The organism is Streptomyces sp. VTCC 41912 (genome assembly GCF_045799175.1).
GTDB lineage: Bacteria > Actinomycetota > Actinomycetes > Streptomycetales > Streptomycetaceae > Streptomyces > Streptomyces albulus_C.
On sequence record NZ_JBJMAB010000043.1, the window covers coordinates 1 to 26,753 of the forward strand.

The following is a 26,753-nucleotide window of genomic DNA, read 5'->3' on the forward strand; positions in this document are numbered from 1 at the left end:
GATGGCGGGCAGGGCGCCGCCCACGCGTTCGGCGAGGCCGCTGACGTCGCTCTCGCCCTGGGCGAGCGCCCAGACGAGGTGCAGGCGCGGGGGAGAGGCCAGCAGGCCGAACATCGCGGCCGCCTCGGCCAGCACGTCGGCGGGCGGATCGGCCGGCGCGGCCTTCCCCTCGATGCTCCTCACCACTGCCGCTCTCCGTCCCGTTGGGAGCCCCTTGCCCCGGAGCGCCCAGTGTAGGCGGCGCGCCGGATCCACCGGCAGGCCGAAGCCGGTGCCGAACAGGCGCGTGCGGGGTGCCGGGCCGGTCCGCGGCCCGCATGATGGCGCCAGGATCCGACCGGCTCCCGACGGGCGCCACCCCACCCCGCGAGGTCTGCTCATGGAAGAGAGCCGGTCCGCCCCGGACGGCCCGGCGGTGCGCACGGCGCCGGCCCCGGACCGCCGCCCGTCCGCCGCACCGCGGCCCACCGCGCGTCCGCTGCCGTGGCTGGCGCTGACCGGCGCCGCGTTCACCCTCCTGCAACTGGTCCTGGTGGTGCCGGGCACCGGACTCGGTTGGGACGAGACGGTCTACGCGAGCCAGGTCGCCCGGGACGTCCCGGCCGCCTTCTTCAGCGCGCCGCGGGCCCGCGGCATCACGTACCTCATCGCTCCGGTCGCCGCGCTGACCTCCGCCACCACGGCCCTGCGGCTCGCCCTCGCGGTCCTCTCGGGCGTCGGACTCTGGGCGGCGCTGCGGGTCTGGCGCCCCCTGCTCCCCACCCGGGTGCTGGTCCTCGCCGGCGCGCTCTTCGCCACCCTCTGGATCACCCTGTACTACGGCCCCCAGGTCATGCCCAACCTCTGGTCCGCCTACGGGGCGCTCGCCGCCACCGGCTGCTTCCTGCGGTCCGTACGGGACCGCACGGACCGCCGGGCGCTGGTCGGGCTCCCGCTGGCCGTCGCGGTGGTGGCGCTGATGCGCCCGCCGGACGCCGGCTGGCTGGTGCTCGTGCCGGCCGCGGCGGCCCTGGCGGTGCCCCGGTGGCGGCGCCCGGCCCTGGTCGCGCTGCTGGCCGCCGGGCTGCTGCTGGGCGCCGCGGACTGGATCGTCGAGGCGTACACCCGCTACGGCGGCCTGCTGGCCAGGCTGGACCGCGCCGCCGAGATCCAGGGCGGCATCGGCTGGCACCCCGCCCTGGACGACCAGATCCGCAGCCTGGACGGGCGCGGGCTGTGCCGGCCCTGCGACGTGCCCTGGAGCCACCCCTACACCGCCGCGTGGTTCTTCGCGCTGCCGCTGCTCACCGCCGTCGGCATCCGGGTCGCGGTGCGGGCCCGGCGCCCGGCCACCGCCGTGCTGCCCGCCGCCGTCGCGGTGGCGGTGGCGGTGCCGTACCTCTTCCTCATCGACTACGCCGCGCCCCGCTTCCTGCTGCCCGCCTACGCGCTGCTGTCCCTGCCCGCGGCCGACGCCCTGTGGCGGGCGGCCGCTCCCGGGGGCCGGTTCCGGCCGCGGGCCACCGCCCTCCTCGCCGTGGTGCTCGCCGCCCACCTGGCCGTCCAGGGCGCCGTGCTGACCGGCAACACCGCCCGCAACCGCCACATGCGCGCGGACTTCACGGCCGCCGCCGACGCCCTGCACGCCCGGGGGGTGCGGCCGCCCTGCGTGCTCTCCGGTGACCACGCCGTGCAGCTCGCCTACTACGCCGGCTGCTCCTCCCGGCAGACCGCCGGGCCCGACGCCAGCACCACCCCGGGGGGTCTGCGCGCCGCGGCGGCCCGCCGGCCCGTGGCGCTGCTCGTCCCGCCGGGCGACGCCGCGCCCGCCTTCGCCCGCGACTGGCGGCCCGTGCCCCTGACCGGCAGCGGCCTCTTCCGCGGCTACCGCGCCTACCTCCCGCCCGCCCCGCGGACCACCGCGGGCCGCGCGCCGGCCGTCCGGTGACGCCCCGGCGTACGCCGGGGTAACGAGCGTGCACCCAGAATTCATCCGCCCTCCGCCCACAGGGGCGGACCGGTGGCTTCCGCACCGTGTTTGATCGAAGGTGCGGGGGAGCCACCCCACGACCCGACCTCGACGGCTCTCCGCACCTGCGGTTTCCGGAAGTGGGTCCATGAGCGCGAGCAGCACCGGCCATGCCGAACGGGCGCGGCTGCGCGCCGCCGAGGAAGCCGCCGAGCGGATCGGCACCACGCTGGACGCCCGCACCACCTGCACGGAACTGGCCCGGTTCGTCTGCCGCTCGCTGTGTGACGCCGCCACCGTGGAACTGCTCCCCGACGACGCGGTGCCCGCCGTCGCCGAGCACACCGCTGCGGACCCGGCCGCCGCCGTGGCCCGGGCGACGCTCCACCGGGTGGCGACCGAGGGCCGCGCCCACCTCCTGGAAGCCGACCGCGGCGGCGTGCCGGCCCCGGTGTCCGTTCCGCTCCTCGCCCACGGGCACCTGCACGGCGTGCTGCGCGCGGCCCGGGCCGACGGCGGCTTCACCGCGGACGAGACCGCCACCCTCCAGCACGCGGCGCGCCTCGCGGCCGTCCACCTCGCGCACGCCCGCCGGCACGCCGCGGCCCGGCGCACCGCCCTGGACCTCCAGCGGGCCCTGCTCGCCGAGCCCGGCCGACCGCACCCCAACGTGGAGCTGGCCACCCGCTACCTGCCGGCCGAGCGCGGGGCCCTGGTCGGCGGCGACTGGTGCGAGACCATACGGCTGCACTACGGACGGACCCTGCTGGTCATGGGCGACGTCATGGGGCACGGGCTGGAGGCCGCCGTCGAGATGAGCGCCTACCGCTCCGCCCTGCGCTACGTCGCCTCGGCCGAGCTGCCGCCGCACCGGGTGCTGCGTCAGCTCGACGCCGTGGTGGCCCGGGACGACCGCCGGCGCCCGGCGACCTGTCTGCTGGCCCAGCTCGACCCGGCCCGCTCGATCGCCTCCTTCGCCAGCGCCGGGCACCTTCCGCCGGTCGTCTTCGGCGCCGACGGCTCCGCCCGGCTGCTGGCCGTGCCGGCCGGACCGCCGCTGGGCACCGGCGCCGGCGGCTACGAAATCGTCACCAGCGCCCTCACCCCCGCCGACACCCTGCTGATGTTCACCGACGGCCTGGTCGAGCGGCGCGGTGAGGACATCGACGCCTCGCTGTCCCGGCTCGCCGGGCTGCGGCTGCCCGCCGGGGCCGCCCCGGCGGACCTCCTCGACGAGGCGTTGCGCCGCCTCGGCGGCCGGCACGTCGAGGACGACGTGGCGGTGCTGGCCGCCCGGATCCGCGGCCGGTGACCGGGCTCGTCACGGCGGGCCGGGCCAGGGCGGCCGGCTGAGCGCGATCATCGCGACGTCGTCGTTCAGCCGGCCGCCGGCGTACCGCAGCAGATCGTCGCGCAGGCGCCGGACCAGCGCGGCCGGATCGGTCTCGTGCCACGCGGCGAGCCGGTCGGTCAGCGGATAGAACGCCCCCGCCCGGTCCCGGGTCTCGATCACGCCGTCCGTGTAGAGCAGCAGCACCTCACCGGGCGCGAACGTGAAGCTCTCGACCTTGTAGTCGCTCTCCACCGGGGCGGTGAGCCCCAGCGGCACCGCCGGCTCGGCGGCCTCCAGCGACCTGATCCGACCGCCGCCCAGCAGTAGCGGCGGCGGATGCCCGCAGTTGACGATCTCGACGGTCGGGTCGTCGTCGTGGACGTCCAGGACCAGGGCGGTGACGAAGGACTCCAGGTCCTCTTCCGGGGCGTTCGCGGTGTTCCAGTGGACGGAGTTGCCCAGGTGCGCCACCGCCGCGGTCAGCGGCAGGTGCTGGTAGGCCGAGCTGCGGAACGCCCCGACCAGGGCCGCGGCCTCCCCGATCGCGGCCAGGCCCTTGCCTCGGACGTCCCCGATCACCAGCCGGGTCCCGCCGGGCAGGGGCACCGCCCCGTAGAGGTCGCCGCCGATCTCCGCCTCGGCCTCCGCCGAGATGTACGCCGACTCGATCCGCAGCCGCCCGATGCGTCGCGGCAGTGGCCACAGCAGCACCTGCTGGGCGGCGACCGCCACCGAGCGGACCCGGCTCAGTTGCCGTTGGTGCCGGTCCCGGGCGTAGCGGTAGAGGGTGAGCAGTACCGAGATCACGAAGAGGCCGGCGATCTGCGCCTCGTGGTTCGGGGTGGTGAGCCCGCCGTGCAGGTGGCCGATGAGGACCTGGGCGGCCACCGCCAGGAAGCCGACGGCGCCGGTCAGCCCGGCGCCGGCGAACGAGGCGGTGAGCGCCGGGGCCACCACCAGGAACGGTCCCAGGTGGATGGTGGTGGGCATGTTGACGTCCAGCAGGGTGATCGCCACGATCAGCGCGAGCGGGACGGCCGGCAGCCCGTGACGCAGCCGCCAGGGCCGGCCGTTGCCGGGAAGACCGCGCGGGACACGCATACCTCTTCTTTACACCTGCGGCGATCCCCGCGCGCGCAGGGCCGCCCCCGCACGAGGCGGGGGCGGAGCCGCTCCGGCGCACGTCGCCGCCGCCCGCGGGCGGGCCCGGCGGCCGGGTGGCCCCGGCGGGGCGGGGAGCCCCGCCGCGACCGCCCGGCTCGACCGTCGGCCCGGTCAGACGCCCGGCGGCAGGTGCGCGGGGCGGCCCGAGCCGCGCGTCAGCCGGTAGCCGCCGATGCCCGCCAGGGCCGCCAGCACACCGCCCACCGCGGTCCACACCCAGCGGTCCGACCACCAGCCGGCGGACCAGCCGCCGTCCGGCGCGCCGTCCGCGGCCTGCTGCTCCGCGGAGGCGCTCGGCTGCGGTTCGGGCGTGAGTGAACCGGCGCCCGGCACCAGCGGCGCGGACAGCTTGCCGTCCACCGCCTGGGCGCCACCGGCGTCGTTCGCGGACGCCTGGACCTCCGCCTGGACCGGCTGGCCCAGGTCCTCCGCCGGCACGCCGACGGCGGTCAGCCGGACGTAGTAGTCGCCCGGCAGCGGATCGTTCGACCACTGCTCCGCCCAGCCGCGCACGGTGCGCAGCGCGCAGGACAGTTCGACCGTCGCGGCGTCCTGGGCCGCGGCCTTCGTCTGCACGCCGTACCGGCACGCCTGCCGGCGGCGCAGCCCGTCGTAGACGTCCAACTGCCAGGTGGCCGCGCCGTGTCGGGCGGACTCCGGCAGGGTGACCTTGGCCTTGACCGTGACCTGCTGCCCGGCGTCGACCGGCAGCACCCAGTACAGGTAGTCACCGGTGGAGGCGCTGGCGGTGGCGCGCTGGTCCAGTGCGAACGGGGTCGCCGTGCGGAAGGAGGTGCCCGCCTCGGTGGGGCCCTTGGCGGCGTCCCCGCCGTCGCTCGGGCTGGCACTGGGGCTCGGGCTGTCGGCGACGGCCGCGCCCGCGCCGGCCACGCCACCGGCGAAGGCCAGGGCCGCGGCGCTGGCCAGCAGTCCGGCCGTCCGCACCGCACGGCCCGTCACCTTACGTACGCTCCGCATCAGTTGGTCCTCCAGACGGTGATGCGCCAACGGGAGATCCAGCCCCACACGACACCGCCGACGAAGCCGGCGAGCAGGAGGGCGCCGAGCAGCCACCAGCCCCGGCCGAGGCCGAAGGAGGCCACGTCGGAGGCGCCGTGCGGCCCGTCGACGAGGTCCACGGCCAGTTCCACCGGCAGGCCCGGTTCGGTCTTGACCGAGGGGCCCGCCGAGAAGGAGTTGCTGACCTGGAGGCAGACCGTCTCGGCGGCGTCCTTGGTGGCGTCGTCCGAGGCGTCGACCTCGGACTTGGCGTAGCGCAGTCCGGTGGAGACGACGTCGGTCCGGCCGTCACCGGCCTCCGCACCGCGGACGATCTCCCGGCCGTGCACGGTCGAGGCCCGCAGCAGCACGCCGTAGTCGTCGTTGACCGCGCGGTCCGCGCCGATGCTCACCGAAGCGCGCAGCTCCTGGCCGGGCTTGACGTCCACCCGGTACCAGCGGTGCTCGGCGAACTTCTCCCGGTCGCTGTAGAGGCCCGGCTTGAGCGCGGGGGCGGTGGCGCACTGGGCGGCGCCCTGGGTCGCCACCGGGGTGGTCACCCGGCGGGCCGTTCGGTCCACCAACTGGTGCACACGGTCCCGGAGTTGGTCGGTGTGCTGGATCGAGGTGTAGGTGCCGCCGGTGGCCTCGGCGATGCAGCTCAGCTGGCTGCGGGTCTTGGCGTCCGGCAGCAGCCCGAGGGTGTCGACGGTGAGGTGGATGCCCTGGGCGGCGATGTCCCGGGCCACCTGGCAGGGGTCGAGCGGCTGGCAGGTGTCCTCGCCGTCGGTGATCAGGACGATCCGGCGCTGCCCGTCACCGCCCTTGAGGTCCTTGGCCGCGGCTTGCAGGGCCGGGCCGATCGGCGTCCAACCGGTGGGCACGAGCGTGGCCACGGCGGTCTTGGCCTCGTTCCGGTCGAGCGGTCCGACCGGGTAGAGGAGCTTGGTGTCCTTGCAGCCGACCTGCCGGTCGTTGCCGGGGTAGTTGGCACCGAGCGTGCGTATGCCGAGCTGGACGTCCTTCGGCACGGCGTCCAGCACCTCGTTGAACGCCTGCTTCGCCGCGGCCATCCGGCTCTGCCCGTCGATGTCCCGGGCCCGCATCGAGCCGCTGACGTCGAGGGTCAGCTCGACCTTGGGGGCGGCCCCCGGGGCCGTTCCCGGGGTGGGTTCGCCGGCGGCGGCCGGTGTGGGCGACAGCGTCACCGCCATCGCGGCGAGCAGTCCGCACACCCCGGCCGCCAGCCTTCTCCTGGAGATCCGTTTGGTGATCGTTCTGGTGATCATCGCCGGATCGTATGGAGAAATCGGCCCGACTCCAAAACGACCCCGGCCCGGGCCGCGGACACCTGGCAGGCGGAGCGCTGGTGGGCAACTCCGCGCCCCCGCGCGCCGCCCCGCGCCGGGCGCGCGATCTCCGGGGCATCCGCCGGGACCGGTGCGGCATGACGTGTCGCCGAACGGCCGGCGGGCGGACGCCCGGCGCCCTCGCGCCCGGCAGTCCGCCGTGCCCCTCTCCGGCGCCGCACCGTCGCCCCTCTGGATGCACCGCCCGACGAGGAGACCCGTGAGCACACCCCCGGAGCCCCGGCCCGGGGCCCCGCCGTTCGCGGACCGGGTTGATGGCGCAATTCGTGCTGCAATGCGCCTACATACCGCTCTGGGCGCTGCTCGCGACCGCCCTGACGGTGGCGGTGGCGGCGATCTGGTTCGACGCCGACTCCAACGCCAACGTCGGTCCCCGGAACGCGCCTTCGCCTTCGCCTTCGTCAGGACCGGCCTCTCCTGGCGGCGGCGCGCCGAACGGGCCGGCCGGGGCCCGCACCACACCTGGGACGAGCACGCCCGCATCCTGCGCCGGGTCAGCGTCCGGACCCGGCACTTCCGCGGGATCGGGGCGCACGGCGTGCTGACGGCCGCCGCCGAGCAGGGCCGGCGGCTGGATCACAGTTACCCGGCCGACCCGGACGGCACCCGGCGCCTGTGCCGCTTGGACGACCACACCCGGCCCGCGTGACCGACGCGTGGGCGACCGGGTCCGTACCCGCGCTCACACGGCCCAGACGTCCGGTCCGCCGCCGCGCCATTCGAGCGCCGTCGGGTCGTCGAACCACACGGCGTCCGGATCGATCCCGGCGCGGGAGAGGAAGTCGACGACGTCACCGGGCTCGTACGCCGTCCCGAGAGGTTCGGCGTCCACCGTCACCCGTCGACCACCGGTCGCCGACGGCGGGTGCACCACTACGAGCGGGCGCTCGTCCACACCCCCAGAGTGCGCCCGCCCGACGCGCACGTCAACGATCGTTGACGCGGGCGCTGCGCAGATCGCGGTCCCACTCCAACAACGGGACCAAGTTGTCGTCACCGGGGCGCTGGGCGGACGGGGCGCGGCCGGCCTGCGACGGGGTCCGGGTGCCGCGCGACAGCTCCCCGCTGACGGTGATGTTGTACTCCACCCGCGGGCGGCGGCACTCCTCGTAGAGGGCGAACGCCTCGTCCGGACCGGGCAGGTCGCGCAGCGCCTTGGCGAGGACCACGGCGTCCTCCAGCGCCATCGAGGCGCCCTGGCCCGTCGCCGGTGACGCCGCGTGCGCGGCATCACCGATGATCAGCGTCCGTCCGGAGCGCCAGGGGGTGCCGGCCGGGATTTCGGTGGCGTTGGTGGCCAGGATGCCGTCCGTGGAGGCCGCGACGATGTCCGCGGCGGGGGTGGTGTCCTCGCGCAGCGACGCCACGAGGCGTTCGCGCCAGCGGGCGGGCGCGGGGTGCGCGAGTTCCTCGGCGGGCAGGGCCGGACCGGAGACCCGGGCGAACCAGTACGTCTCGCCGTCCGGCGAGACCGCGGAGCCGAAGGCGGCGGTGGTGCCGCGGACCATGGTGATGTGGCCGGTGTCCTCCGTGACCGGGGCGCGGCGGGTGTAGCCGTAGTAGACGGACTGGCCCGCGTAGACGGGCTGCACGCCGGGCGCGATCGTGCGCCGCACGAGCGAGTTCAGGCCGTCCGCACCGATGAGCAGGTCGCCGGTGGCGACGCCGCCGTCGGCGAAGCGCGCCGTGACCCGGTCCGGGCCGTCCTCCACGGCCACCAGCCGCGCCCCGTGCGCGAACCCGATGCCGCGGCGGACGGCCTCCGCCTGGAGCGCGGCGTTCACCTCGCCGCGGCGCAGGCACCGGTACCGCAGGACCGCGTCGTCGGCCTCGCCCAGCGGCACCCGGGCCAGTTCGCCCCCGGTGGCGTCCAGGACCCGCATCGCGCGCAGCGGGAAGCCCAGCGCGGTCACCACGTGCGAGGCGTCGAGCTGCGCCAGGGCGCGCATGCCGTTGCTCGCCAGGGTCAGGAACGCCCCGATGTCCTCGGCCGTGTCGTGGTGCGCCTCGTGCACCGTCACGTCGAACCCCGCCTTGTGCAGGGCCAGCGCGGTCGCCGTGCCCGCGATCCCACCGCCGATGACCAGTATCCGCGTCACGCCGTACTCCGCTCTGCCGTCCTCCACCCGGGTCCCGTCGGGCGTCCGACCCCATGATGTACCCGGTCGGTCCGGGCGGGCCGGGAATCCGCCGCGGGGGGATCACTCGGGGTTCCCCGCGGGCTCCGGCGGCCGTCCGCGGCGGCCCGTTCGCCGCGGACGGCCGGCGCATCGGGCCAAGTCCGGGCGGCCGGTGGCGGGCGGGCGTAAAGGCCGTCGGGAGCGGGAAGTGGTTAACGGCGAACCGTGCGGGTCGAGTTCGCGCCCCCTTCGAAGGAGGTCTCTTGGCGGCTGCTGTGCCTCCGTCTGTGGAGCCGCTGTCTCTGGAACCACGCCTGGAGCCGCAACTGGCGGCGCTGCTGGGCGCGGGAGACCTCCTCCCCTCGCTCGTCGACGCGTTGGGCTCGCCGTTGGCCGTGGTGCTGCCCGACCAGATCGCCGAGAACGCCGCGCGGTTCCGTGCCGCGTACGGCACCCACCGACTGGGCGGTCAGGTCTTCTACGCGCACAAGGCCAACCGCTCCAGCGCGCTGCTGCGCCGGCTGGCGGCGACCGACACGGCGGTGGACGTCGCCTCGCTCGGCGAGCTGCAGCACGCCCTCGGCGCCGGCTTCGCCCCGGACCGGATCATGGCGACCGGGCCGAAGAACGGCGAGTTCCTGTGGCTCGCAGCCCGGGTCGGCGCCACCGTCAACGCCGACTCGACCGCGGAGCTGGACGAACTGGCGGCCCTGGTGCGCGCGCACCAACTGGCCCGGATGCGGGTGCTGGTGCGGCTGTCCGCGTTCGACGGGCCCGGCGTGCGGGTGCTGACCCGGCCCAGCCGGTTCGGCATCCCGGCGGGGGAGTTGGACGCCCTGCTGAAGACCGTCGAGCGGCACGCCGACGTGCTCGACCTGACAGGCGTCGGCTACCACCTCGACACCACCAGTGCCGAGGAGAAGGCCCGCGCCCTCGAAGGCTGCGTGCGGGCCCTGGACGCCTGCCGGAACCGGGGACTGCGCCCGCGGGCGGTGGACATCGGCGGCGGCTTCGGCGTCAACTACCTCGCGCACGCGGCACAGTGGGAGCGCTACACCTCCGAGCTGACCGCCGCGGTGCTCGGTCACCGCCCGCCGCTCACCTGGCGCGGCCACGGCTACGGGCTCCGCAACGACGCGGGCACGCTGCGCGGCGCGCTGGGCCTCTACCCGGCCCACCGCCCGGTCGCCGGCGCCCGCTACCTCGACGACCTGCTGGCACTGCCCGCCGCCTCGTTCGGCGGCCGGAGCCTGGCCACCCTCCTGCTGGAGAACCTCTACGACCTCTACACCGAGCCGGGGCGGGCGCTGGTGGACCAGTGCGGCCTGGTGGCGGCCCGGGTGCTGGAGGTGCGCCGCACGGACAGCGGCGAGCCGTTGGTGCGCCTGGCGATGAAGGCCGACGACGCCGCCTTGGAGGAGCACGGGGTGCTGATGGACCCGGTGCTGCTCGGGCGGGACGGCGCCCGCGCGGTGGCCGGCGACGGTCCGGCGGCCGGCGTCTACCTCGCCGGCAGCCTGTGCCTGGAGGCCGACCTGATCACCCGTCGGATGGTGTTCCTGCCCCGACTGCCCCGCCCCGGGGAGCTGTTGGTCTTCGCCAACACCGCCGGCTACTGCATGGACTTCCAGACCAGCCGCGCGCAGCACCAGCCCGTCGCGCGCAAGGTCGCCGCCTGGCAGGAGGAGGGTTCCTGGCGCTGGTGCCTCGACGAGCAGTACTGGCCGATCACACGTCCAGGGGGAGAGCCATGAGGTACGAGAGCATCACCGAGGCCATCGGGAACACCCCGCTGGTACGGATCGATCCGGCCGTCCACGGTCTGCACCACATCGACCTGTACGCCAAGCTGGAACTGCTCAACCCCTTCGGGTCGGTGAAGGACCGGGCCGCCTGGAACATGGCGCGGCCGGGCCTGACGGCCGCCGCGGAGCACGGCAGCCAGGTCGTGGAGCTCTCCAGCGGCAACACCGCCAAGGCACTGGCGGTGATCGCGGGCATGCACGGGCTCGGGTTCAAGAGCGTCACCAACCGGATGCGCATACCGGAGATCAAGGACCTGCTGCTGTTACTCGGCGCCGACATCGAGGAACTGCCCGGGCAGAGCGAATGCCTGGACCCGACCAACACCGACGACCCGCTGACCCTCTTCCACCGGGAGCTGTCCGAACCCGGCAGCAGCTACCTCCACACCGACCAGTACTTCAACCCCCGCAACACCGAGGCACACGCCACCGGCACCGGCCCGGAGATCGTCAAGGACCTGGACGGGCGGGCCCCCGACTTCTTCGTCGCCTGCGTCGGCACCGCCGGTTCGTCCACCGGGGTGGCCCGGGTGCTGCGCGAACACGACCCCCGGGTGCAGGTCGTCGGCCTGGTCGCGGCGAAGTCCGACTTCATCCCCGGCATCCGCACCCTGGACGAGGTCCACGAGGTCGGCCTCTTCGACCCCGCCACGTACGACACGGTCGCGGCGGTCACCTCCGACGAGGCCATCGAGGGCATGCTGACGCTGGCCCGCCGCTGCGGGATCCTGGCCGGCCCCACCGGCGGCGCCGCATATCACGGGACGGTCCGTCATCTGCGCGCCCTGGACGCCGAGTTGGCGGAACAGCAGGGAGCCGGTCCAGCGGTCCGCAGATCGGCCGTGTTCATCGTCTGCGACCGGATCGAGAGCTACCTCAGCTACACCAAGCGCCGCCGCCCCGACCTGTTCCGGCAGCCGCCCCGCCGCAACGACCCGGCCGACCTGACCGACGCCGAGATCGCCGCGGCCCCGGCCGTCGAGACGCCGGACGCGCAGAAGTGGATCGAGCGGGACCGCCCGCTCGTCGTCGACCTGCGCAGTCCGTTCGCGTACGCCGCACTGCACATCGAGGGAGCGATCAACATCGTGGACGAGCTCTTCGACGAACTGGTGCGGGGCGGGCTGCCGTTCAGCACCCGGCAGCCGGTGCTGCTGGTCTGCCCCGTCGGCGAGCAGTCCGCCCGCTACGCCGCCCTGCTGACCCGGATGGGCCATCCCGACGTCCGCAGCCTCACCGGGGGCGTCATCGCCTGGCGGGACGCCGGCGCGCCGCTGGTCCGGGACTGACCGCGATGGCCCCGATCGCCGCGCACGGGCAGGGTGCCGCGCTCCTCGCGGAGCTGGGGCCGTGGCAGCGCGCCCTGCGTGCCCAGTTCCCCATCATCGCCGCCAACCCGGAGCTGGCCTACCTGGACAGCGCCGCCACCGGCCAGAAGCCGCAGGCCGTCCTCGACGCCGTCCAGGACCACCTGACCGCCGCGCACGCCAACGCCGGCCGCGGTTCCTACCCGTGGGCCAACGCCTCCACCGCGCTGGTGGCCGACGTCCGGGAGCGGATCAAGGGCTTCCTCGGCGACCCGGATCCGGCGCGGTCGGCGGTCCACTTCACCAGCGGCACCACCGAGGGGCTGCGCCTGGTCGCCCGGGACTGGTTGCCCGGGCTCCTCGCGGACGGCGACGAGATCGTGGTCCCGTTCGCCGACCACGAGGCCAACCTGGAGCCCTGGCTGGAGGCGCAGCGCCTGCTGGAGCGGCAGGGCGTGCGGATCGGGGTGCGGGAGCTGCCGTACCAGTCCTCCTCCGGGGACTACGATCCGGCGGCGCTGGCCCGACTCGTCGGCCCCCGCACCCGCTTCGTGGCCGCCACCCACGTCCACCACGTCTACGGCGGCAACATGAACGTGCACCTCATCCGCCGCGCGGTCGGGCCGGACGTGCCGATCTGCCTGGACGCCGCGCAGAGCGTCGGCCACCTGCCGGTCTCGGTCGCCGACCTCGACGTGGACTTCGTGGCGTTCTCCGGGCACAAGGCGCTGGCACTGCCCGGCTCCGGGGCGCTCTGGGCGCGGCAGACCCGGGGCCCGGAGCTGCGCCCGGGCGGCTGGCGCGGCAGTCCCAACACCACCGGCATCGCGAGCCTGGCGGCGGCGCTGGACTGGCTGACCGCAGCGGGCACCGACCGGATCGGGCAGTGGACGGTCGCACTGGCGGCCCGGCTGTCCGAGGGGCTGCGCCACCTCGACGCGTACGACGTGCTGGGCTGCCAGCGCAGTCTGGCCGCCGACGCACCGGTCCAGCAGCGCTGCGGGATCGTCACCTTCCGCCACCGCGACATCGGCGCGCGCGACCTCGGCTTCATCCTCTTCAGCCACGGGTTCATGGTGCGCACGGACGGCCACTGCCAGGCGGGTGCGGACGAGCGGACCAGCTCCGTACGGGTCAGCCTGCACGTCTACAACACCCCAGAGGAGATCGACCGGTTGCTCGCGGTGCTCGCTTCCCTGAGATGAGTGCCGTGCCGTGCCCGTTCCGCGTCGCCTCGGGACCGTGCTCCGTGGTGGGCGCCTCTCCTGACGACTGACACTGGCGACCGTTGCATACGAGCAGAGGAGTGCGACTCTGCCACCGTCGCATGGGCGGCCGACCGGGCCCGGTAGTCCGCGGGTGTGGTCACGCACCCTGCGTCGCGGGAACCGGGCGGAGCGCTCCCCGCGCCTACAGGCTCGTCCCGCTCAACTCGACTGATCCGCGCCGATGTTGGGCGGGTCCGGAATCGGATTGCCGAAGTAGTCGTACGCGGTTGCGTCGTTCCCGCCCGCCTTGGCGGACCCGGCCCCGCGCGCGGGTGAGCCGTCCTTCAGGCGTACGTCGTCCGGGGTGCCCGGCTGGGTGGACCTGAGCAGCGGATCGGCGCGGACGCCCGTGGCATCGCGGGGCTGGTCGGTGTGCCAGTAGAGGTTGTTGCGGTAGGTGCTGGCGGTGTCGCGGAGGGGGGAGCCCTGGCCGGTCGCGCCGACGAAGATGTTGTCCTCGAAGGTGACGCCGGTGGGGCCGTTGTCGGAGACGAGTGCGGTGTCGGATCGGTTGGTGACGAGGGTGTTGCGGTAGACGCGCGTATCGGTGGAAGCGCCGCACACGACGGAGACGACGCCGTAGGGCGAGGCCGTGTTCCGGTCGTTGACACTGATGTTGTCGTGGACGCGGTTCCCGCTGCTCACCATGCCTGCGGCGTTGCAGACGAGCAGGAATCCGCCCTCGTTGTCGTGGCTGTAGTTGTACCGGTAGACGTTGCGGTTGTTGCCGCCGTCGATGTCGTATGCCATGGAGTCCTGCGTCCCGTGGCCTCCGGTGACCTCGTTGTACTCGTACAGCACGTCGTCCGAGTCCCAGGCCCAGACGCCGGCGTTGTAGCCGGTCGAGCGCATGTTGAACCCGTTGACGTAGTTGTGCTCGACGAGGGCGCCGCGCGACTTCTGTACGACGATGCCGTCGCCCCCGACGTCGTACACCTTGTTGTGCGTGAACACGACTCCGGTGGACTGGATTTGTCCGACGCCGGCCTTGCGGTTCCAGGTGGAGGAGGTGGCGATGCCGGTCCGGTCGACGTGGCGGACGGTGGAGCGGTTGACGCGGAGGTCGTCGAAGCGGGTGGGGGTCTTGGACCCCTTGACGGTGAAGAGGATCCCGCCGCTCGGGTCCGGGTCCTTGAAGTCGGCCCCCTTGACGTCGTGGACGTCGAGGTCCTCGACGGCGAAGTGATGGGCGACGCCGTAGTCGGTGAGCTCGACGTAGAGGCCCGCGCGGCGGTCGGTGGTGGTGTCGGGGCCGGTGTTGGACAGGTCGAGGTTGCGGATCTCCCACTGCTCGGTGTTGGCGAGGAGGAGCGCCGCGCGGGCGCCCCCGCCCTCGATGTGCGGCTTGCTCGCGCTCTTGCTCCCGTAGGCGTCGATCTGGACGGGCGCTCCTGCCGCGCCCTTTCCTTTGGGCGCGAGTGTGCCTTCGCACTGCGTACCGCGCTTGAGGAGCAGGCGCTCGCCGGGGGCGTAGGTGTGGGCGCTGGCCTGGGCGAGGGTGCGCCAGGGGGCGGTGGGGGAGGTGCCGGTCGCGGTGTCGTCACCGTGCCGGCAGTCGAGGTAGTAGGTGGTGGCACCGGGGGCGGCGGCTGCCGTGGGGGTGGCGGCTGCGGCCAGGGCGGTGGCCAGCAGGAGGGTCCGTAAGCGCATGGCCCGGAACGTAGCGTTGGGTTGGCCCGGAGGTCCATGGGCATGCCGGACGGAGTTGTCATGTTCGTGGTGTGGCTGGTGAGTTGGGGTGTGCTGGGGGGACTGGTGTCCGGGGGAGGCGCTCATATCTGACACTCCGTCAACCCGCACGCCGAACACGACGGGTGCCGGCTGCTCGCCGAGCGGGTCAACGAGGCCGCCCTGGCCGTCGCGGCAGGCGCGCCGATCGGCCGCATGCGGAGGCGGTGGAGGGCATGGCGGCCAGGCGGAGGCGGGTGGCGGGCGGAGGTTGGAGGTTGGAGGTGCGGTCCGGAGCTTCCGGCGGGCTGAGCGCGCGGGTGCCGAGAGTGGAATGAACCGTTTCTTGACCTCCCGTCATCTACTCGCCTGTTCGCTTGCCTGCCAGGGTTCTCGTGAAAACCACTGAGGTTCGAGGAGAAGGGGCTCTCGGTGAATCCAAGGGTGAGATCGGCGCTGGTGGCCGGCGTGCTGGCGACCGCGGCAGTGGCGGGAACAGGGGGCACCGCCCAAGCGAACACCTACCAGTACAACGTGATGCTCCAGGACTACGCCACCGGCTACTGCCTGGACTCCAATGGCGGCGACGTCTACACCAATCCGTGCCAGCCCGGTAATCCGTGGCAGCGGTGGAACGTCGTGTCCTACGACGGCAACGTCGGGGGCTACTACGACCGGGTGCAGATCGTCCATCGCAAGGAGGGCAACTGCCTTCGAGTCCAGTGGTCGCATGCCGTCTCGGATCCCAGTGGCTGGTTCGCAACCCGCGCGGCCGGGTGCAATTCGAGCGACTACCACGACCAGTGGAACATGACCTGGGTCGGCAACAGCTCCGGCAATCCTCGCAACAGCTGGCAGTTCGCCAACTACCAGGCGGACTCCAACCTCAACGAGGTGCTCTGCCTGGATCGCGGGCAGGACGGACACTACAACCAGTTGCTGTGGGCCCAGGGCCACCCGCAGGGCGCCCCGGTCGCCAAGACCACCTGCTACAACCACACCAACCGGTACCAGATGTGGAACATGGTCCACTGACGTGTCCGAGGGGTCGGGGTGACGGACCGGAGCGGAGGGCGCAGCGGCCCGGCGAAGGCGTCCTTCGAGGGGGAGGCCGGAGTGGCTGGCGGCACCCGGGGGAGCGCTGGGCTGAAAGGCAGCTGCCCTCACCCCGCTCGTTTCGGGTGAGGGCAGCGGTGGCGTGGGGCTCCTGCTGTGGGAACCCCACGGGCCCCGCCTCAGTCCTGGAGCGTCGGCGCAGCGGAAAGGCTCGCTGCGTGGGAGTCACCGCGGTCCAGGGGAGACCACCAGTTCCAGCGGCCGGCGAGGGACATGGCGGCGGGTACGAGCAGGCAGCGGACGACAGTGGCATCAGGGAGGTCGTCACCAGCGGCGTCCGCATGATGACGCTCCTGCCCGGCTCCGTCACCACCGGCTTCTTCGACCGCAACCAGCTCGCCACGCCCAACCTTCCTTCCTGGGCTTGGCTCAGCCCCGGACACGTGGTTGCCACCGCCCTGCGCGACCTGGCCCGTGGCCGCTACGTCAGCATCCCCAACCGCCGTTACACATGCGCGAGCTGGGCCCTGAGACACCTCCCACACCCCCTCATCCGGCCATTCGCCTGGGACTTCACCAACCCGAGCACACTCTGGCGCGCCCCCCGCCACCACCCACCCGGCGCACGAACCCATCACCAACCCTGACGCGCCGGACGACGGCGCCGCCCGGAGCGCGGGGGGGAGAGAGCCGATGAGCGCGCAGGCGAGGAGGCCACATGGGCTGCCCATCGGGGCACTTGAGCATGTGCTCGGGGCCCGCGTGGGGTCGGCAGTGAGAGGCCCTCGTGAAGAAGAACTCGTCCGCGTGGTGGCGTGTGGCGGCACGGCGTCGCATGCTGAAAGACGGCGACGGTTGAGTGGACCGGAGTCGCCCCCTGCTGTCTTGCTGACCCGAAAACGCCTCTGCCCTGCAACGATGCCGCGCGGTCCCTCTCCGGAGTGAAAGCGAGCCCCTATGGCTAATGGAAACCGTTTCCACCTGTAGCCTCGTGATCGCTCGTAGGGCGCGGGTGGGAACGGATGGGGTGGTGCGACCAGATGGGGCTGAGCATGGCCGTCGCGGAGTGGTGGGTGGAGCGCTGGGAGCGGCAGCAACGGCGGTACGCCATCGACCGCGAGGAGCGGTTCACGGTGATCGCGGACGTCGTCGAGTACGTGACGCTGGGCCAGCGCCGGCCGTTGGTCGTCGACCTCGGCTGCGGCCCGGGCTCGCTCGCCGCCCGGCTCGCCGAGCGGCTGCCGCGCGCCGAGGTCGTCGGGGTCGACATGGACCCGCTGCTGCTGGAACTGGCCCGCACCCACCACGCGTCGGCCGCCCGCTACGTGGACGCGGAGATCGGCGCGGACGGCTGGACGGACGCGCTGGCGCTGGGCCGCCCGCTCGACGCCGCCGTGTCGACGACCGCGCTGCACTACCTCCCCGAGCCCGTGCTGCGCCGGACCTACGTCCAACTCGCCGCGCTGCTGCGGCCCGGCGGTGCGCTGGTCAACGGCGACCACCTGCCGCAGTCCGGGGCCGTGGCCGGGGCGCTCGCCGCGCACGTCGGGCGCCGGCGCGCGGAGCGGCTGCGGGACGGCGACCACGAGGACTGGGAATCCTGGTGGGCGGCGGTGGAGGCGGAGCCGGAGCTGGCCGAACCGCTCGCCGAACGGCGCCGCCGGTTGAGTGCGCCGGCCGGCGAGGAGGGCGGCGGGGTGGACAACGGTCTGTCGGTGTCCGACCACGCCGCCCTGCTGCGGGCGGCCGGCTTCGGCCATGTGGTCCCGGTGTGGCAGTTCGGCGACAGCTGCGTGCTGGTCGCGATCCGCTAGGGCGCCCTAGGCGCCGTCGGCCGCTTCCCGCGGTGTGTCCCTCCTGCTCACCGCGAGGTAGCCGACGAGCAGCACGATGGGCACGGTGAGGGCCAGGGTGACCGGTCCGGTGCCCCAGCCGAGGCCGCCGCGGGCGGTCGAGACGCCCATCCAGTCGGCGAACGAGGCGCCCAGCGGGCGGGTCAGGACGTAGGCGCCCCAGAACGCGGCGACCGCGTTCAGCCCGAGGAACCGTCCGGAGAGCGCCGGCACCAGGATGAGCGCGCCGAAGACGAGGCCCGAGGGCAGGTACCCGAGGTCCAGGGTGCCGGCGGTGAGGTCGCCGACGGCGGTGCCCAGGGCGAAGGTGGCGAGCACTGTCGCCCAGTAGAAGACCTCGCGGCGCCGGGTGCGGATGCTGTGGATGGCGAGCGTGCCCTCGGTGGCGTGCCAGGCGAAGAGGATCACCGCGAGTGCCACCGCGAAGGCGAGGGTGGAGACCAGGTAGGGGACGCCGGCGATGACGTGGACGACGTCGGCGGCCATCGTGCCGAAGACGCTCACCATGACGATCGCCGTCCAGTAGGTCCCGGCCCGGTAGCGGGTCGAACGGAACTGCGCCACCAGCGCGACGGCGAACCCCGCGAAGCCCAGGGCGCCGGCGGGTATCGGCCCGAGCGTGCGTCCCAAGTAGTCCGAGGCGGTCTCGCCCATGCCGGTGGTGAGGATCTTCACCACCCAGAACAGGACCGCGACCTCGGGGACCTTGCTCCGGCCCGCCGGGACGCCGAGGCGTCGGCCGGGCGCCGTCGTGTGCGCGGGCGCCCCGGCGGGCCCGGGGGGTGCCACCGCCGTGCCGTCCGGCTGTCCGATCGTCATGTTCCGCCCTTCTGGCGCACGGTGGCGCGCGTTCCCTGCTCGCTAAATGTCTACAGGACTGTAGACGGTTAAGTGGAGCGGTAGGTTCATCCCCCTGGCCCGTGGAATTCCCGCGACCGACCGGAGCCCGGCCGCCCGCCCGAGCCGCCCGGCCGCCCGCCCGAGCCGCCCGGCCGCCCGCGCGCTGCCCGGCCGGGAAGTGAAACCAGGGGAAACTCTTGGTGTCCAGCACGCCGGAAGGATGTTCGGCGGCGCCGCGGCTGCCTAGCATGTGCGGCGGAGCGACCGCGAATCCCTCCCGCCCCCGATCCGTCCCGTACGCCCCCAGGAGGCCCCGTGCCACGAGCCGGCCTGCGGCGACTGCGGTCACCGCGCGTCTGGGGCCCCGGCGGCGCCGTGGTCGTGGCCGGTGCGATCACCGCGGCCGCGCTGACTGCCGGCGCCGGCCCGGACGCCCCGGCCACCGCCGACGGGCTGCCGCACACCACCGTCGAGATCTCCCCGGGCGACTGCGGCCGCGGCTGGCGACACCCCCGTCCCGGCACCCAGGTCTTCGACCTCCGCAACACCTCCAGCCGCGCCGCCGAGGTCTACCTCCGCGGTGCCGGCGGCGGCCCGGTCTACGGCGAGGTGGAGGGCATCGGCCCCGGCACCACCCGCCGACTCCGGGTCCGGCTCGGCCCGGGCGCGTACGCCTTCACCTGCCTGCCCGACGACGCCAACGCGACCACCGGCCCCACCGTCCGCGTCGCCGGCGGCGGCGCCGCCGGGCCCGCCGCCGCACCGATCACCCAACACGACCTGATCGCCCCGGCGATCGACTACCAGAAGTGGGTCGCCGGCGGCCTCGACGACCTCGTCCACCGGACCGACGCCCTGCGTGCCGCGCTCACCGGCGGCGACCTGCCGGCCGCCCGCGCCGCCTGGCTGCCCGCCCACCTCGCCTACGAGCGACTGGGCGCCGCCTACGGTGCGTTCGGCGACGCGGACAAGAAGATCAACGGGACCACGGCCGGACTGCCGGGCGGCGTCCACGACCCCGGCTTCACCGGGTTCCACCGCGTCGAGTACGGCCTGTGGCACGGCGAGTCGGCCGCCGGACTGCGCGCCCCGGCCGGCGCGCTCGCCGACGCCGTCCGCGCCCTGCGCGACGACTGGTCCCAGGCCCGGATGGACCCGGCGGCGCTGGGCCTGCGGGCCCACGAAATCCTGGAGAACACCGCGCAGTTCGAGCTGACCGGACGCACCGACTACGGCAGCGGCAGCAACCTCGCCACCGCCCGCGCCAACCTCGACGGCACCCGCGCGGTACTCGCCCGGCTCCACCCGCTGCTCACCACCCGCTATCCGGAACTCCCCTCGCTGGAGCGGGAGTTGACGCGGACCGAACGACTCCTCGACGGCTTCCGCAAGGGCGGTGGCTGGCAGCCGCCGGGCGACCTGAAGCGTTCCGACCGGGAGCGGACCAACGCGGCGGTGGGCGATCTGGTGGAGCGGCTGGCCTCGGTGGCCACCCTGTGCGATCCGCGGAGGACGGTGTGAACGACGCCCGGCACGGCGGCGACGGTACGACGGACGACGGCGCCAAGGACGCCCGCCGCCTCGCGCGGCGCGGGTTCCTGCGCGGCGCGGCACTGGCCGGCGCCGGACTCGCGGCCGGCGGCGCCGCCGCGCCCGCCCGCGCCCCCTCCGGCGCCGGCGGCCCCGTCCCGCAGCTCCCGCTGCCCGGCGCCGCACCCCTCGGCGGCGCCGCGCCCGCCGTGCCCTTCCACGGGCCGCACCAGGCCGCCGTCCTCACCCCGCCCCGCCGGGTCACCGCGTTCGTCGCCTTCGACGTCACCGCCGAGGGCCGCCGGGACCTGGCCGACCTGCTGCGCACCCTCACCGAACGGACCCGCTTCCTCACCGGCGGCGGTGTCCCGGACCCGCTCGGCATCACCGGACCGCCCGCCGACTCCGGCCTCCTCGGCCCCCAACTCCCGTCCGGTGCGCTGTCGGTCACCGTCGGGGTCGGCGCCGCGCTCTTCGACGACCGGTTCGGCCTGCACGCCCGCGCCCCCCGCCGCCTCACCACCATGCCGGCCTTCCCCGACGACGACCTCCAGCCGGACTGGTGCCACGGCGACCTGAGCCTCCAACTGTGCGCCGACGACACCGACACCGTGCTGCACGCCCTGCGCGACGTCGCCCGGCACACCCGCGGCGGCCTCCAGGTCCGTTGGCGGCTGGACGGCTTCGCCAGCCCGCCCCGCCCCACCGGCACCCCCCGCAACCTCTTCGGCTTCAAGGACGGCACCGCCAACCCCGACGCCCGCTCGGCCCGCGAGATGACGAACCTGGTCTGGGTCGGCCCGGGCGCGGGCGAGCCGGACTGGGCGGTCGGCGGCAGCTACCAGGTCGTCCGCCTGATCCGGATGCTGGTGGAGTTCTGGGACCGGGTCTCGCTGACCGAGCAGGAGCGGATGTTCGGCCGGGCCCGGGAGACCGGAGCCCCGCTCGACGGCAACGACGAGTACGACGCCCCCGACTACCCCGGCGACCCCAAGGGCGACGTCATCCCCTTGGACAGCCACATCCGCAAGGCCAATCCGCGCACCGCCGACACCACCGACCAGCGGCTGCTGCGCCGCGCCTACAACTACGACCGCGGGATGGACGGCAACGGCAACCTCGACATGGGCCTGCTCTTCTGCTGCTACCAGCAGGACCTGGCCCGCCAGTTCGAGACCGTCCAGCGGCGCCTGGCGGGGGAGCCGTTGGTCGACTACGTCACGCCCTTCGGCGGCGGCTACTTCTTCGCGCTGCCGGGCGTACGGGACCGCGCCGACTGGTACGGACGGGCCCTCTTGGCGTAGCGGCCCCGGCCCGGTCGCCCGGCACCCGGCCCCCCGCTCGCGTACAACGGAGGCACGAGCCACCCGAGGCCCCGAGGGTCAACAGCCGGTCAAGCTTTGCCCCTGGATACCTGACCCGGTGTTCACCCACCCGCCATCATGGCTCTGCCCCGCCGCCGTCCGTCCGGCAGAGCATCCGGCCGTACGGAGCAACCGGAAACCGCCCGGAGGATGAGAAGCAGATGGCCATCAGGGGAAAGAGCCAAGCGATACGGATCGTGGGGGCCGTGACCGGCGCCGTGGCGCTCGCCGCGCTGGGTGGGGGAGCCCCCGCCCTGGCCGCCGGCGGCCCGCACCCGGGTCCCTCCGGCACCGCCACCCCCATCAAGCATGTGGTCGTCCTCTTCGACGAGAACATCTCGTTCGACCACTACTTCGCCACCTACCCCCAGGCGGCCAACACCGACGGGACGAAGTTCACCCCGTCGCCGAAGACCCCCCGGGACGTCGACAACCTGCGCACCGCCGGGCTGCTCAAGCACAACCCGAACCAGTACCTCCCCAAGCGGCTCACCCCCGAGCAGGCCATGACCTGCGACCAGAACCACGAGTACGGCCCCGAGCAGTACGCCTACAACGGCGGCAAGGCCGACGCGTTCGTGCAGAACACCGACTCCGGGAAGTGCTCCGGCGGCCTCTTCGGCGAGCCCGGCCTGGTGATGGACTACTACGACGGCAACACCGTCACCGGCCTGTGGAACTACGCCCAGCACTACGCCCTCAACGACCGCTCCTTCGGCTCGGTCTACGGCCCCTCCACCCCGGGCGCCATCAACCTGGTATCCGGCCAGACGCACGGCGTGATCTCCACCGACCCGGCCTCGGGCACCGAGAACCCCCGGCAGACCGCCAAGCCGGACGGTTACGCCGTCCAGTCGCCCGACGCCAAGGGCGTCGGCACAATGATCAACGACCCGGATCCGGCCTACGACGACTGCGCGAACAAGGACCACACCGGCAAGAGCGCACTCGCCGCCATGCAGGGCCGCACCATCGGTGACCTGCTCAACGCCCGCAACGTCAGCTGGGGCTGGTTCCAGGGCGGCTTCCGGCCCAGCACGGCGTGGGACGGCCAGCAGGGCCACTACGCCAAGTGCGGCGGCACCACCCACGCCAACGTCGGGGGAGCGGCCGTCGTCGACTACAGCCCGCACCACGCCCCGTTCCAGTACTACAAGTCCACGGCCAACCCGCACCACCTGCCGCCCAAGAGCGTCGACGAGATCGGGCACGCCGGCCAGGCCAACCACAACTACGACCTGACCGACTTCGACGCGGCCCTGCGTGCCGGCAAGCTCCCGGCCGTCAGCTTCCTCAAGGCCCCGGCCTATCAGGACGGCCACGCCGGCAACTCCGACCCGATCGACGAACAGCACTTCCTCGTCGACCAGATCAACCGCATCCAGCAGGCGCCCCAGTGGAAGGACACCGCCGTCGTCGTCGCCTACGACGACTCCGACGGTTGGTACGACCACGCCTTCGCCAAGCCGCGCAACGGCTCCAAGGACACCGCCGCCGGCTCCAACGGCAAGTCCACCGACAGCCCGGCCTGCCAGTCCGGGCCGGCGGCCGCCGGCGGCTACCAGGACCGCTGCGGCCCGGGCACCCGGCAGCCGCTGCTGGTCATCTCCCCCTACAGCAAGACCAACCACATCGACCACACGGCCACCGAGCAGACCTCGATCATCAAGTTCATCGAGGACAACTGGCACACCGGACGCCTGGGTGACGCCTCGTTCGACGCCCGTGCCGGCGCACTGACCTCGATGTTCGACTTCCGGCACCCCAACGGCAAGCAGGTGCTGCTGAACGCCGACGGTTCGGTGAAGAGCGTCGGCCCGATCCGCCCGGTCAAGCCGGTCCGGACCAGCATCACCGCGGGCCCCGCGATGCAGAACGCCGCGGCCGTCGACGAGCAGTCCGGTTTCCCCGTCATGCCCGTGGGCATCGCCGCCGCCGCGGTCGCGGCCGGCGCCACCGGCACCTTCTTCGCCCTCCGGCGCCGCAAGGAGCAGGGCGCGGCCTGAGCCGGACGGCCCCGCTGGGCCCGTTCCGCGAGCAGCAGGTTGGCGGCGAACCCCAGAAAGGCGATGCCGCTGACCTGCTCCATCCGCCGTCGGAACGACGGGCGGCGGACCCGCTCGCCCAGGGCGGCCGCGGTCGTGGTGACGATCCAGTACCACAGCGCCAGTTCGAGCACGTCGACCGCGGTGAGCAGCAGCGTCGTGCGGAACACCGGGGCGCCGTGCGGCACGAACTGCGGGATCAGGCTCATGGAGAAGATGCCTGCCTTGGGGTTGAGCAGATTGGTGGCGGTGGCCGCGCCCCAGGCCGGGCACCCGGCCAGGATGCCGAGCACGGCGGCGCGCCCGCCGGTCCGGCCGTGGGCGACGGAGGTGCGCAGGACGGGTCAAGTCCGAGGAGGAACTGCTGCGCGCCGAGAACAACCGGGTGCTCGGCTACGGCATCGGCGCCGGTCTCGCCGCCCTGGCCGGCGCGGTCCTGCTCGTCCTCGGCGTCCTCCACTGACGGCCCGCAGGCCGTCCGCCCGCGCGCGGCTCCCGGAACGCCTTTCCCGGGTCACATCTCCTGGGTGGGCCAGTCCAGCAGCCGGGCGCCGATCACGGCCGTGTGCAGGGTGTACCGGTGCACCGGGTCGGCGGGGTCGGCGCCGGTGAGCTGGTGCACCCGCGCCAGCCGGTAGGTCAGCGCCCGCACGCTCAGCGACAACCGCCGGGCCGCCTCCGCCGCTATGCACCCCGAGTCGAAGTACACCGCGAGGGTCTCCAACAACGGCCCGGCCCCGCCCCGGGCCTCCCGCAGCGGGCCCAGCGTGCTGTGCACCAGGTCCGCCATCGCCTGCCGGTCCCGGGTGAGGACCGGGTAGACCAGCAGGTCGGCGGCGCGCAGTACGGGGTCGTCGAGCCCCATCCGCTCGGCCAGCTCCAGCGCGTTGAGCGCCTCCTCGTAGGACTGGACGATGCCCCGGGCGCCGCCGTGCGTCCGGCCGACCGCCACCCGGCCGCCGGCGGTGGCCTCGCGCGCCTCGTGCGCGAAGTGCGCCAGCACCTGCGCCGGATCGCCCGGGGCGATGCAGATCAGCCGGCCCTCCTTCGTGGTCAGCAGCAGCTGCCGGTCCCCGAACCGCCCCACCAGGGCCCGGTCCACCCGCCGGGCCACCGGGTCGGCGTCCGTGTACGCCGCCGGGCCCTCGGCCACCGCGACGGCGTGGGCGTGTGAGAGCCGCAGCCCGAAACGTTCCGCCCGCTCCGCCAGCCGCCCCAGGTCGCTGCCCCCGTAGAGCAGGTCGTCGATGAACTCCCGCCGCGCGGCCTCCTCCTGGCGCACCGCGAGGTGCTGGGCCCGCTCGTAGCCGCCGGCCAGCGCGTCCACCGCCTGGGCGAGCGCGGCCAGCACGCTGTCGGCCGGTGCCGAGGCGGACCGCGGCCACGCCGCCCGGGCGACGGCGAGATGCGCATTGACCAGCACCCGCAGGCTGTGCCCCGCCTCCGCGGCCCGTTCGCCCGCGGCGCGGCGTGCCTGGAGCTCCTCGCGATTCAGCCGCCGCCCGGTCCGTGCCACATCGGTGAGGACCCCCGCGTACCCGGCCAGGAATTCCTCGGGCAGCTCCCGCCCCGTCACGCGTTCCCCACTCCTCGCTGCGTTCTTCTTGACTTTCCCTTGACGCTTTCTTAACACAGGGAGGGGGCGGGACGTCCAGGCGAGCGGCCTCAGCCGCCGAGGGCGGCGAGCGTGGCGTCGAGATCGACGGCGCGGGGCCGGTTGTGGGGGAGCTTGGCGAGCACGCGGGCCATGCCGCAGGTGTCGGTGACGGCGGAGAAGACCAGGCCCCCGGCGACGCCCGCGGACAACCAACGGGCGGCGGGCCGGCGCCGCCCGACGAGCAGGCCGGCCAGCACGAGCGAGCCGGCGGCGAGACGGACCTGCCGCTCCATCGCCCAGGCGGTGCGGGCCCGTGCGGGACGGTGCACGTCGTGCCCGAGCCGGGCCCAGTCGTCGATGCCGCCGGCGAGCGTGCGGGCCCGGACGCCGTGCTCGGCCAGCCGCCGGTGAGCTTGGGCGGAGCGGACCCCGGAGGCGCAGACGACGAGGAGCTCGTCGCGGTCGGCCGCGCTCTTCAGGGCGCCCAGTGCCGCGTCGAGGTGGTCGAGGGGGACGTTGTGCGCGCCGGGGAGGTGGCCGGTGGCGTACTCGCCGGGCGTGCGCACGTCGATGACGATCAGCGAGGCCAGGCGGGCGCGGGCCTCGTCCGGGGTGAGTTCGGGGGCAGCGCTCATGGAGATCGTTCCCTTCTCATGGGTGGGTCCTGCCCTGCACAGAATACCCGGAGGGGTATGCCGACGGGGGTCCGACGCCCCACGCCCGGCGCCCGGCGGCCCGGACGATCTGCGTCAGGGCCGCCGGGCGAACGGACCCGCCTTCCGGCGCGGTGCGGGACCGCCGGGCTCCCGCCGCCGTCGGCGTGCCGGTCGGTTAGGGGCCGGCCGGTACCGCCCGTGGGCAGGGTCCGTGCCGAGGGGACGCGGGCGTGGTCGCCGTCCAGTGCCTGGGTGGTGGTCGGGTCCGCCGCCGCCCAGGCGTCGACGTCTCCGCGCTTGAACGCGGTCTTCGCCTCGGCGGACTGCAGGTAGCCGACGTTGACGTCGTGGATCGACAAGCCGGCCCGCTTGAGTGCGGCGAGCAGCAGGTCGTGCCCGGTGGTGCCCTGCATCACCGCGATCTTCTTGCCCTTGAGGTCCTGGACGCTCTTCAGCGGCGAGTCGTGCGGCACCAGGATGGCCGTGCCCGCCACCGAGCTGTGCATCGCGCCCACGACGGTGATCTTCGATCCGGACGAGGCGGCGAACACCGGTGGCGTGTTTCCGGTCCAGCCGAGGTCGATCGCCTTGGCGTTGAGGGCTTCCAGCAGCAGCGGCCCGGAGGCGAACGTCGACCAGTTGATCTTGTACGGCAGGTCCTTCAGTTCGCCCGAGGCCTCCAGCATGGCCCGGTCGCCGCCCGTCTGGTCACCGACGTCGAGCGTGGTGCTGGTGCGGGCGTCTGCCGACTTCCCTCCGCAGGCCGTGGCCAGCAGGGCGAACGGGATGAGCAAAGCGCCGACGAAGCGTCGTTTCACGGGAGTCTCTCT

At 74.0% G+C, this 26,753-nt stretch carries 22 protein-coding genes and 2 pseudogenes; 12 read left to right on the forward strand and 12 right to left on the reverse strand.

Annotated features, from left to right (window positions below; all coding sequences use genetic code 11):
* Positions 1–186, reverse strand: a pseudogene (locus ACJ6WD_RS35630) (transcriptional regulator); the annotation flags it as partial.
* 193 nt (positions 187–379) lie between these two features.
* Between ACJ6WD_RS35630 and ACJ6WD_RS35635 the strand changes: the two are divergent.
* On the forward strand, positions 380–1,927 hold the full coding sequence (locus ACJ6WD_RS35635; RefSeq protein ID WP_407617310.1) for a hypothetical protein: 1,548 nt from the start codon (positions 380–382) through the stop codon (positions 1,925–1,927).
* A gap of 169 nt (positions 1,928–2,096) precedes the next feature.
* Entirely contained in the window at positions 2,097–3,260 is a 1,164-nt protein-coding gene (locus tag ACJ6WD_RS35640) for a PP2C family protein-serine/threonine phosphatase (protein ID WP_407617311.1), read from the forward strand.
* Positions 3,261–3,269: 9 nt separating this feature from the next.
* Here ACJ6WD_RS35640 and ACJ6WD_RS35645 read toward each other — a convergent pair whose 3' ends face one another.
* The 3 genes from ACJ6WD_RS35645 to ACJ6WD_RS35655 form a co-directional block, all read right to left on the reverse strand.
* Complete coding sequence (locus tag ACJ6WD_RS35645; RefSeq protein ID WP_331248137.1) at positions 3,270–4,382, reverse strand: PP2C family protein-serine/threonine phosphatase; 1,113 nt, start codon at positions 4,380–4,382, stop codon at positions 3,270–3,272.
* Between the two features lie 174 nt (positions 4,383–4,556).
* Complete coding sequence (locus ACJ6WD_RS35650; RefSeq protein ID WP_376555412.1) at positions 4,557–5,423, reverse strand: hypothetical protein; 867 nt, start codon at positions 5,421–5,423, stop codon at positions 4,557–4,559.
* Complete coding sequence (locus tag ACJ6WD_RS35655; protein ID WP_407617312.1) at positions 5,423–6,733, reverse strand: VWA domain-containing protein; 1,311 nt, start codon at positions 6,731–6,733, stop codon at positions 5,423–5,425. The genes ACJ6WD_RS35650 and ACJ6WD_RS35655 overlap by 1 nt, the downstream gene beginning before the upstream one ends.
* A 355-nt stretch (positions 6,734–7,088) precedes the next feature.
* Here ACJ6WD_RS35655 and ACJ6WD_RS35660 point away from each other — a divergent pair, with 355 nt between their 5' ends.
* Positions 7,089–7,463, forward strand: a complete 375-nt coding sequence (locus tag ACJ6WD_RS35660; protein WP_407617313.1) for a hypothetical protein — start codon at positions 7,089–7,091, stop codon at positions 7,461–7,463.
* A gap of 33 nt (positions 7,464–7,496) precedes the next feature.
* On the opposite strand, the gene ACJ6WD_RS35665 is transcribed toward ACJ6WD_RS35660, so the two are convergent.
* The gene (locus ACJ6WD_RS35665; RefSeq protein WP_331248140.1) at positions 7,497–7,709 is read right to left on the reverse strand and encodes a hypothetical protein; all 213 of its coding nucleotides are present in this window, start codon (positions 7,707–7,709) and stop codon (positions 7,497–7,499) included.
* A gap of 31 nt (positions 7,710–7,740) precedes the next feature.
* A complete protein-coding gene (locus ACJ6WD_RS35670; protein WP_407617314.1) occupies positions 7,741–8,913 on the reverse strand; it encodes an FAD-dependent oxidoreductase in 1,173 nt (390 codons plus the stop codon).
* Between the two features lie 296 nt (positions 8,914–9,209).
* Here ACJ6WD_RS35670 and ACJ6WD_RS35675 point away from each other — a divergent pair, with 296 nt between their 5' ends.
* The 3 genes from ACJ6WD_RS35675 to ACJ6WD_RS35685 are packed head-to-tail and all read left to right on the forward strand — an operon-like array spanning position 9,210 to position 13,251.
* Positions 9,210–10,688, forward strand: coding sequence for a Y4yA family PLP-dependent enzyme (locus ACJ6WD_RS35675; RefSeq protein WP_376555489.1), 1,479 nt, complete (start codon positions 9,210–9,212; stop codon positions 10,686–10,688).
* Entirely contained in the window at positions 10,685–12,028 is a 1,344-nt protein-coding gene (locus ACJ6WD_RS35680; RefSeq protein WP_407617315.1) for a pyridoxal-phosphate dependent enzyme, read from the forward strand. Before ACJ6WD_RS35675 ends, ACJ6WD_RS35680 begins: the two co-directional genes overlap by 4 nt.
* 5 nt (positions 12,029–12,033) lie before the next feature.
* Positions 12,034–13,251, forward strand: a complete 1,218-nt coding sequence (locus tag ACJ6WD_RS35685; protein ID WP_331248143.1) for an aminotransferase class V-fold PLP-dependent enzyme — start codon at positions 12,034–12,036, stop codon at positions 13,249–13,251.
* Between the two features lie 222 nt (positions 13,252–13,473).
* On the opposite strand, the gene ACJ6WD_RS35690 is transcribed toward ACJ6WD_RS35685, so the two are convergent.
* Positions 13,474–14,964, reverse strand: a complete 1,491-nt coding sequence (locus tag ACJ6WD_RS35690; protein ID WP_407617316.1) for a right-handed parallel beta-helix repeat-containing protein — start codon at positions 14,962–14,964, stop codon at positions 13,474–13,476.
* Between the two features lie 450 nt (positions 14,965–15,414).
* Between ACJ6WD_RS35690 and ACJ6WD_RS35695 the strand changes: the two genes are divergently transcribed.
* The 3 genes from ACJ6WD_RS35695 to ACJ6WD_RS35705 all read left to right on the forward strand — a co-directional run bounded on the left by ACJ6WD_RS35695 (position 15,415) and on the right by ACJ6WD_RS35705 (position 17,852).
* Positions 15,415–16,017: an RICIN domain-containing protein gene (locus ACJ6WD_RS35695; protein ID WP_233660731.1), complete on the forward strand. Its 603-nt coding sequence runs from the start codon at positions 15,415–15,417 to the stop codon at positions 16,015–16,017.
* A 239-nt stretch (positions 16,018–16,256) separates the two neighbouring features.
* Positions 16,257–16,685, forward strand: coding sequence for a hypothetical protein (locus ACJ6WD_RS35700; RefSeq protein WP_407617317.1), 429 nt, complete (start codon positions 16,257–16,259; stop codon positions 16,683–16,685).
* A gap of 393 nt (positions 16,686–17,078) precedes the next feature.
* Positions 17,079–17,852, forward strand: a complete 774-nt coding sequence (locus ACJ6WD_RS35705) for a trans-aconitate 2-methyltransferase (protein ID WP_233660729.1) — start codon at positions 17,079–17,081, stop codon at positions 17,850–17,852.
* 6 nt (positions 17,853–17,858) lie between these two features.
* Here ACJ6WD_RS35705 and ACJ6WD_RS35710 read toward each other — a convergent pair whose 3' ends face one another.
* Positions 17,859–18,710 carry a hypothetical protein gene (locus ACJ6WD_RS35710; protein WP_376447202.1) on the reverse strand — a complete coding sequence of 284 codons (852 nt, stop codon included), beginning with the start codon at positions 18,708–18,710 and terminating at the stop codon, positions 17,859–17,861.
* Between the two features lie 336 nt (positions 18,711–19,046).
* Between ACJ6WD_RS35710 and ACJ6WD_RS35715 the strand changes: the two genes are divergently transcribed.
* The 3 genes from ACJ6WD_RS35715 (at position 19,047) to ACJ6WD_RS35725 (ending at position 23,631) form a co-directional block, all read left to right on the forward strand.
* Complete coding sequence (locus ACJ6WD_RS35715) at positions 19,047–20,252, forward strand: EfeM/EfeO family lipoprotein (RefSeq protein WP_407617318.1); 1,206 nt, start codon at positions 19,047–19,049, stop codon at positions 20,250–20,252.
* The gene (gene efeB / locus ACJ6WD_RS35720) at positions 20,249–21,565 is read left to right on the forward strand and encodes an iron uptake transporter deferrochelatase/peroxidase subunit (RefSeq protein WP_407617319.1); all 1,317 of its coding nucleotides are present in this window, start codon (positions 20,249–20,251) and stop codon (positions 21,563–21,565) included. Before ACJ6WD_RS35715 ends, efeB begins: the two co-directional genes overlap by 4 nt.
* Before the next feature lie 221 nt (positions 21,566–21,786).
* Positions 21,787–23,631 carry a phospholipase C gene (locus tag ACJ6WD_RS35725; RefSeq protein ID WP_233660726.1) on the forward strand — a complete coding sequence of 615 codons (1,845 nt, stop codon included), beginning with the start codon at positions 21,787–21,789 and terminating at the stop codon, positions 23,629–23,631.
* Positions 23,632–23,672: 41 nt separating this feature from the next.
* Here ACJ6WD_RS35725 and ACJ6WD_RS35730 read toward each other — a convergent pair.
* The 4 genes and pseudogenes from ACJ6WD_RS35730 to ACJ6WD_RS35745 form a co-directional block, all read right to left on the reverse strand.
* Positions 23,673–23,963, reverse strand: a pseudogene (locus ACJ6WD_RS35730) (LysE family transporter); the annotation flags it as partial.
* 221 nt (positions 23,964–24,184) lie between these two features.
* Positions 24,185–25,246: a PucR family transcriptional regulator gene (locus tag ACJ6WD_RS35735; protein ID WP_376444665.1), complete on the reverse strand. Its 1,062-nt coding sequence runs from the start codon at positions 25,244–25,246 to the stop codon at positions 24,185–24,187.
* 89 nt (positions 25,247–25,335) lie between these two features.
* The gene (locus ACJ6WD_RS35740; RefSeq protein WP_233660723.1) at positions 25,336–25,902 is read right to left on the reverse strand and encodes a rhodanese-like domain-containing protein; all 567 of its coding nucleotides are present in this window, start codon (positions 25,900–25,902) and stop codon (positions 25,336–25,338) included.
* On the reverse strand, positions 25,899–26,741 hold the full coding sequence (locus tag ACJ6WD_RS35745; RefSeq protein WP_407617320.1) for an ABC transporter substrate-binding protein: 843 nt from the start codon (positions 26,739–26,741) through the stop codon (positions 25,899–25,901). The genes ACJ6WD_RS35740 and ACJ6WD_RS35745 overlap by 4 nt, the downstream gene beginning before the upstream one ends.
* Positions 26,742–26,753: the final 12 nt, after the last annotated feature.

Bases quoted from the DNA above. Each gene is read 5' to 3' on its own strand.
- ACJ6WD_RS35635 (WP_407617310.1), top strand. From the start codon at position 380: ATGGAAGAGAGCCGGTCCGCCCCGGACGGCCCGGCGGTGCGCACGGCG.
- ACJ6WD_RS35640 (WP_407617311.1), top strand. From the start codon at position 2,097: ATGAGCGCGAGCAGCACCGGCCATGCCGAACGGGCGCGGCTGCGCGCC.
- ACJ6WD_RS35645 (WP_331248137.1), bottom strand. From the start codon at position 4,382: ATGCGTGTCCCGCGCGGTCTTCCCGGCAACGGCCGGCCCTGGCGGCTG.
- ACJ6WD_RS35650 (WP_376555412.1), bottom strand. From the start codon at position 5,423: ATGCGGAGCGTACGTAAGGTGACGGGCCGTGCGGTGCGGACGGCCGGA.
- ACJ6WD_RS35655 (WP_407617312.1), bottom strand. From the start codon at position 6,733: ATGATCACCAGAACGATCACCAAACGGATCTCCAGGAGAAGGCTGGCG.
- ACJ6WD_RS35660 (WP_407617313.1), top strand. From the start codon at position 7,089: ATGCGCCTACATACCGCTCTGGGCGCTGCTCGCGACCGCCCTGACGGT.
- ACJ6WD_RS35680 (WP_407617315.1), top strand. From the start codon at position 10,685: ATGAGGTACGAGAGCATCACCGAGGCCATCGGGAACACCCCGCTGGTA.
- ACJ6WD_RS35685 (WP_331248143.1), top strand. From the start codon at position 12,034: ATGGCCCCGATCGCCGCGCACGGGCAGGGTGCCGCGCTCCTCGCGGAG.
- ACJ6WD_RS35690 (WP_407617316.1), bottom strand. From the start codon at position 14,964: ATGCGCTTACGGACCCTCCTGCTGGCCACCGCCCTGGCCGCAGCCGCC.
- ACJ6WD_RS35705 (WP_233660729.1), top strand. From the start codon at position 17,079: ATGGGGCTGAGCATGGCCGTCGCGGAGTGGTGGGTGGAGCGCTGGGAG.
- ACJ6WD_RS35710 (WP_376447202.1), bottom strand. From the start codon at position 18,710: ATGACGATCGGACAGCCGGACGGCACGGCGGTGGCACCCCCCGGGCCC.
- ACJ6WD_RS35725 (WP_233660726.1), top strand. From the start codon at position 21,787: ATGGCCATCAGGGGAAAGAGCCAAGCGATACGGATCGTGGGGGCCGTG.
- ACJ6WD_RS35740 (WP_233660723.1), bottom strand. From the start codon at position 25,902: ATGAGCGCTGCCCCCGAACTCACCCCGGACGAGGCCCGCGCCCGCCTG.